This window comes from Streptomyces calidiresistens, assembly GCF_014141525.1.
Lineage (GTDB): Bacteria > Actinomycetota > Actinomycetes > Streptomycetales > Streptomycetaceae > Streptomyces > Streptomyces calidiresistens.
Genome location: NZ_VKHS01000528.1, coordinates 1 through 3,960, shown reverse-complemented (window position 1 = coordinate 3,960; position 3,960 = coordinate 1). Strand labels below are relative to the sequence as shown.

The window sequence follows — 3,960 nt, the reverse complement described above, 5'->3', positions numbered from 1 at the left end:
GGGCGGGGGCGGTCCTCGCCGCCGGGGCGGTCGTCGCCGCGGCGGTCATCGGCGGCGCGTTCCTGCTCCCCTCCGCGGGGAACGGGGAGGAGGGCTCCCCCGGTCCCGGGAACATCGGTGCCGGGGCGACACCGGGCCCCGACACGGACGCCGGCGACGCGGGGCCGGAGGACACCGGGAATGCGGAAAACGGGACCACGGAAAAGGGGGACACCGGGACCGACCCCGACCCGGCGGGCTCCGAGCCGGATCCCGCCGATCACGGGAGGTCGGACCCCGACCCGGCGGGGGACGACGGTACGACCGACCCCATCGGCACCGACCCCGTCGACGCCGGTCCCGGGGCGGTTCCCGGTGCCGGGGACACCCCCTCCGGTTGGGTCGCCCAGCTCTTCTCCGAGCCCGTCTCCTCCGGCACCGGCGCGCGGGACCGGCGCCTGGCCGCCGTGCGGGCCGAGGTGCCGGAGGCCCGGGTCCTGCTCAGCGACGACCACGCCTCCCTGAACCCCGGCTACTGGGTGGTGTACGCCCCCGGACCCTTCGCCGACGGCCACGCGGCCGTCGCGTTCTGCGCCGAGCGGGGGCGGACCTCCTCCAACGACTGCGTGGGCCGCTTCCTGGGCACGGACCCCGCCGACCGGGACCTGGTCTGTCACCCCGGGGGAGGCGGGAGCGGACGCTGCGCACGGGAGTGATCCCCGTCCCGGACCCCGGCCCGGCTCACTCCCCGGCGGCGTCGACGTCCGCGAGGAAGTCCAGGGCGATCGCCACGGTCCGCTCGGCGGCCTCCGCGTCGTGATCGGGCAGGTCCGGGTCGGTGTACAGGTGGCCGGCTCCCGGATACCGGAAGACCTCGATGTCCACCCCCGCCCGCCGCATCCCCAGGTACCAGGCGGTCTGCCAGTCGTGCGGCTCGAAGGGATCGGGGTCGGCGATGTGGAGTTGGGCGGGCAGGTCCGGGGCGGAGGCGTCCGGCGACAGGTCGGCGGTGCCGTGCAGCAGGAGCAGACCGCGCGCCCGCCCGTCGCCCAGGGCCACGGTCTGGGCGAGCGAGGCGCCCAGGGACAGCCCGGCGTAGACCAGTCCCCGGTCCGAGTGGGGGGCCGCCGCCGCGATCGCGCGGCGCAGGAGCTCCTCCCGGCCCACCGACTCCACCAGTTCCGCCGCCTTCCCCGGGTCGTCGGTGACCACGGGATCGGCGGTTCCCCCGCCGGCCGGCGCCCCCTCCCCCGGCTCGTCCGACGCCGCGTACAGGTCCGGCACGTGCACCGTGTGTCCGGCGGCACGCAGCCGGTCGGCGAGGGCGAACACCGCGGGACGCGGTCCCATCGCGGAATGGAAGAGGATGACATCGGCCACGTCGGAGTCGCTTTCGGGTCGGCTGGATCGGGCGTGAACGGGACCCGGTACCGGGGGCCGCACCACCCGGGACACGGCCGTAATCGCCGATGTCACGGGGATGTCGCGGTCCCGGGCGAGGTGTCGCCCGGCTCCGGGCGGCCCGACGGCCGCACCCGTTCGGCGGCACGCCCGGGACGGGAGCGGGTCCCCGTCGGCCCATCCTGCCGGCTAGCCTGTGGCGGGGCCCGCCGACCCGCCCCCGGCCGACGCGCCGGGCGGGGACGGGTCGGCGGACCCCGCGGGGAACCACGACATGTCCGGCACGACGGCGTCCGGGCCGACATCCCACGGATGGATTGAGGAGCTGACGGTTCGATGAACGACGTGCTGCGGCCGGTGCTCGTGCTGGGCGGCGCCGTGGTGATCGCGGTGGCGCTGGGCTGGCTGATCGACCGGGGGCTGCGCACCGCGACCCGCCGCAAGCCGGAGAACCGGTTGCCGCAGCTGCTGCGGCGGTGCCAGGCCCCGCTGCAGGTGCTGCTGGTCTCCACCGCCCTCCAGCTCGCCCACGACCCCTCGGGTCTGGACATCCCGCAGAACGCGGTGATCGGGACGATCCTCGCCGTCATCACCACCGCGGCCTCCGCCTGGCTGGCGATCGTGGCGGCGGGCGCCGTGGCGGAGAACATCCTGGCCTCGTACGCCGGCCGCACCGACGACATCGCCCGGGTGCGGCAGTTCCGCACCCAGCTGACCATCGTGCGACGGGTGATCACCACCATCCTCGCGGTGGTCGCCAGCGCGATCGCGATCGTGGTGCTCTTCCCCGCCCTGCGGACGCTGGGCGCCTCGATGCTGGCCTCGGCCGGTGTGCTCGGCATCATCGCCGGTGTGGCCGCCCAGTCCATGCTCGGCAACCTCTTCGCCGGTCTGCAGATCGCCTTCGGGGACTCGGTGAAGATCGGCGACACGGTGGTGGTCGAGGGCGAGTGGGGCACCGTCGAGGAGATCTCGCTGGCCTTCATCACCATCCGGATCTGGGACGACCGGCGACTGACCATGCCGGTGTCGCACTTCAACGGGCAGCCGTACGAGAACTGGTCGCGCGGCGGCCACGAGATCACCGGAACGGTCTTCCTGTACCTGGACCACTCCGCGCCGGTGCCCGAGCTGCGCGAGCACCTGCGCACCTTCCTGCTGGGCCGCAAGGAGTGGGACGGCCGCAGCTGGAGCCTGGTGGTCACCGACACCACGGCGAGCACCATCGAGGTGCGGGCGGCGATGTCGGCGGCGAACTCCTCGGACGTGTGGGACCTGCGCTGTGCCGCGCGCGAGGAGATGATCTCCTGGCTGCACCGCGAGCACCCCTACGCCCTGCCCCGGATCAACACCGCGCCGGCCGTCCTGCCGGGGCCCCGCTCGGGCGCGGACGGGCCCGGACGGGACGGCGGGGAGAACCCCTCCGGGGAGACCGCGGGCCACGGCACCGCACCGCCCCGGGCCCGGCGCGAGGCCGACCGGCGGGGGTGAGGCGGGGCGGGCGCGCCCGCCCCGGCCGGGGGGTCAGGCGCTCTCGGCCCGGATGACCCGCAGGGCGTTCGCCAGGTCCTCGGGGTACTCCGAGGAGAACTCCGCCCACCGGCCGTCGGCGGGGTGCTCGAACCCCAGGTTGCGGGCGTGCAGCCACTGGCGGGCCAGCCCCAGCCGGCGGGCCAGGGTGGGGTCGGCGCCGTAGGTGAGGTCGCCGACGCAGGGGTGGCGGTGGGCGGACATGTGCACCCGGATCTGGTGGGTGCGCCCGGTCTCCAGCTTGATGTCCAGGAGACTGGCGGCCCGGAACGCCTCGATCAGGTCGTAGTGGGTGATCGACGGCTTGCCGGCGGCGGTGACCGCCCACTTCCAGTCGTGCCGGGGGTGGCGGCCGATCGGCGCGTCGATGGTGCCGCTGAGCGGGTCGGGGTGTCCCTGGACCAGGGCGTGGTACCGCTTGTCCACGGTGCGCTCGCGGAACTGCTGCTTGAGCAGGGTGTAGGCGCGCTCGGACTTGGCCACCACCATCAGGCCGGAGGTGCCCACGTCCAGGCGGTGGACGATGCCCTGTCGTTCGGCCGCGCCGGAGGTGGCCACGGTGAAGCCGGCGGCGGCCAGGCCGCCGATGACCGTGGGGCCGGTCCATCCCGGGCTGGGGTGGGCGGCCACCCCGATCGGCTTGTCGACCACGACCAGGTCGTCGTCGTCGTGGACGATGCCCATGCCCTCGACCGGCTCGGCGACCACGCGCACGGGGGCCGGCGGGGCGGGCATCTCCACCTCCAGCCAGGAACCGCCGGTGACCCGCTCGGACTTGCCGACCTCCGTGCCGTCCAGCCGAACCCTCCCCTCGGCCGCCAGTTCGGCCGCCTTGGTGCGGGAGAAGCCCAGCATCCGGGCGAGGGCGGCGTCGACCCGCTCCCCCTCCAGTCCTTCGGGCACGGGCAGGGTCCGGGTTTCGGGCACGCTGTTCACCCACACGAGTATGCCGGACGGGGCACGGCCGCCCGGACCACCGCAGGCCCGCCGACCGACCCCGACCTCCCGCGCGGACGCCCCGTCCGCGATCGGGGCGGGGAAGATCAGGGC

At 75.1% G+C, this 3,960-nt stretch carries 3 protein-coding genes and 1 pseudogene; 2 read left to right on the top strand and 2 right to left on the bottom strand.

Annotation, left to right across the window (positions count from 1 at the left end; genetic code table 11):
• A pseudogene (locus FOE67_RS18955) lies at positions 1–695 on the top strand (serine/threonine protein kinase); the annotation flags it as partial.
• A 25-nt stretch (positions 696–720) separates the two neighbouring features.
• On the opposite strand, the gene FOE67_RS18950 reads toward FOE67_RS18955, so the two are convergent.
• Complete coding sequence (locus FOE67_RS18950) at positions 721–1,422, bottom strand: dienelactone hydrolase family protein (RefSeq protein ID WP_182665894.1); 702 nt, start codon at positions 1,420–1,422, stop codon at positions 721–723.
• Between the two features lie 294 nt (positions 1,423–1,716).
• Between FOE67_RS18950 and FOE67_RS18945 the strand changes: the two genes are divergently transcribed.
• A complete protein-coding gene (locus tag FOE67_RS18945) occupies positions 1,717–2,871 on the top strand; it encodes a mechanosensitive ion channel family protein (protein WP_182665892.1) in 1,155 nt (384 codons plus the stop codon).
• 33 nt (positions 2,872–2,904) lie between these two features.
• Here the strand turns inward: FOE67_RS18945 and FOE67_RS18940 are convergent, their stop codons facing one another.
• The gene (locus tag FOE67_RS18940) at positions 2,905–3,837 is read right to left on the bottom strand and encodes an RluA family pseudouridine synthase (protein WP_438874255.1); all 933 of its coding nucleotides are present in this window, start codon (positions 3,835–3,837) and stop codon (positions 2,905–2,907) included.
• Between the last annotated feature and the right edge of the window lie 123 nt (positions 3,838–3,960).

What these genes read in the sequence shown, in the direction of transcription:
- FOE67_RS18945 (WP_182665892.1), top strand. Translation starts at nt 1,717, where the DNA reads ATGAACGACGTGCTGCGGCCGGTGCTCGTGCTGGGCGGCGCCGTGGTG.